Genomic DNA, 2003 nt, shown 5'->3' with positions numbered 1-2003 from the left:
ATTGGCTGGCCGCGTTGGAGCGCCTGATCGCCGACAAGCGCCTGAGCGACCCGGCCGAGCTGGCGCGCTACCGCGACGCCTGGAAGCGCGCCGCCGACCGCACACCTCACGGCACCCCCATCGAACTGGAGCCACAGGACTTCGGCTAGCAGGACCGGGTCTGGGAGCCCCGGTTCGCGCGCCTCATGGCCCGCTGTACCAGTCGACCCGACCCTGAGCCACACGACCCGCCGCCGCCGTGCCTCCAGGGCGGGCGGTCAAGGCAACAAGCAGCTCGACGGTCGGCGCCGACCGCGCTCCCACATCCCGGTCATGGCCATCAGCGCCCCTCGGTATCCCTGGCAGCCCGCGGGTGGCTGGTGGGCTGGCGGCCACCGGGCCGGCGTCGCCCCAGGACCACCAGGCGGACGACCAGCCGGACCGCCGGGACCAGCAGCAGCCACAGCAAGAAGGCCAGGCTGATCCGTCCGGCCCCAACCGGCACCTGCACAGTCACCAGCGGGATCGACAGCCCGAAGACCACCGGGGCGGTGAGCGCGCGCAGCAGCATGAAGCGGCGCACCCGGGGGTCGAGGTCCTCGTCGACCAGGCGACCCCTGCCGGTCGCATACCACCACAGCAGGGTCGAGGCCAGCCCGGTCACAGTGACGCTGGCCGCGTACAGACGGACGGCCGCCGGGAGGCCAAGGTGGTTGCCGAGCACGGCGGTGGGGAAGGGCAGGAACGCGATGCAGGCCAGCAGCAGCAGGTTGAGCCACAGCATGGGCAGGTTCCAGCGCCGCAGGTACTGGAAGGTGAGGTGGTGGCCGATCCAGAACCGGCCGATCACCCAGAAGCTCAGCCCGAAGCTGAAGAACTTCGGCCCCAGCCGGCCGAGCTCGTGGGTCAGCTGGGCACCGGTCAGGTCGCCCTCGGGCACGGTGAGCTCGATGACCAGCAGGGTGATGGCGATGGCGAACACGGCGTCGCTGAAGAACACGACCCGCTCCACCCCCATCGGGTCGTCGGACCGGCCCAGTGCTCCTCCTGCCATGACCTCTTGATTTCGATGCTGCAATGAGTCTCCTCGGAGATCCGGCGTAGCTGAATCCCTGGTCATGTTCAGTTCAGGAGCTGGTTCGGTGGGTCGTGTACCGGATGACACCTCATAACCGGCTCAACTTCCTGGCGTGTCATTCAGACATCGACCTGATTGGCCTACGCCGACCGAGACCTAACGCACGCGCCGCCCCAACCTGGGCGGCCCTGCAGCGTCTGGTCGACCACCGCCAGCAGCCTTACGCACTTGTCCATCTCGTTCGCTGCAGCATGACGGCCTCCTTCCACGCAGTTGGGAAGCGCAGCTTCGACCTGTGCGAGTGCAGCCATCCGCTCCGCCGGTCAGGGGGCGGTCACCGCCAGCAGCTGCCACTGGCCTTGGACGCCCTTCAGCCGGTGGGTTCCCCGGTCCCGCAGGAGGATGCCGGAGCCGGCGACCAGATCGTGCACGGTCCTGGACACCAGGATCTCCCCGGGTCCGGCCGCCGCCATCACCCGCGCGGCGATGTGCACACCGATGCCCCCGACATCGCCGTCGCGCAGCTCGATCTCGCCAGTGTGCAGCCCCGCCCGGATCTCGATCCCCAGCCCACCTAGGTCCTCGGCCAGCGCGGCCGCGCAGCGGATCGCTCGCGCTGGACTGTCGAAGGTGGCCAGGATCCCGTCGCCGGTGCTCTTGACCAGCCGCCCGCCAAACGCCTGGACCCAACGGCGCGCTGCCTGGTCGTGTAGTTCCAGCAGCTCGCGCCAGCGCTGATCCCCCAACCGTCCGGCCTGCTGGGTGGAGCCCACGATGTCGGTGAACAGCACGGTCGCCAGCAGCCGGTCGGGCGCGGAGGCGTGGCGGGCGCCGGTCAGGAACTCCTGGATGGCGTCCAGGGCGAGTTCGGGGGTCTCCCACACCAGCGGCCCGTCAGCGCCTGGCAGCTCGACCAGCCTGGCGGCGGGGATGTGGGCGGCCAGGT

The 2003-nt window shown here is 70.0% G+C and carries 3 protein-coding genes; 1 reads left to right on the top strand and 2 read right to left on the bottom strand.

Translation table 11 applies throughout. The features are described 5' to 3' along the window. A partial coding sequence (locus VF468_01460; GenBank protein ID HEX5876990.1) for a nitrile hydratase accessory protein occupies positions 1 to 149 on the top strand: 149 nt, incomplete at its 5' end. A gap of 170 nt (positions 150 to 319) precedes the next feature. Here VF468_01460 and VF468_01455 read toward each other — a convergent pair. Both VF468_01455 and VF468_01450 read right to left on the bottom strand, forming a co-directional pair. After that, positions 320 to 1033, bottom strand: coding sequence for a TMEM175 family protein (locus VF468_01455; GenBank protein HEX5876989.1), 714 nt, complete (start codon positions 1031 to 1033; stop codon positions 320 to 322). 347 nt (positions 1034 to 1380) lie between these two features. Then, positions 1381 to 2003, bottom strand: a 623-nt coding sequence (locus VF468_01450) for an adenylate/guanylate cyclase domain-containing protein (protein HEX5876988.1), incomplete at its 5' end; no start/stop codon positions are given.

The sequence above is a fragment of the Actinomycetota bacterium genome (assembly GCA_036280995.1).
Lineage (GTDB): Bacteria > Actinomycetota > CALGFH01 > CALGFH01 > CALGFH01 > CALGFH01.
This window is presented reverse-complemented; position numbering and strand designations above follow the sequence as displayed.

What these genes read in the sequence shown, in the direction of transcription:
- VF468_01455 (HEX5876989.1), bottom strand. Translation starts at nt 1,033, where the DNA reads ATGGCAGGAGGAGCACTGGGCCGGTCCGACGACCCGATGGGGGTGGAG.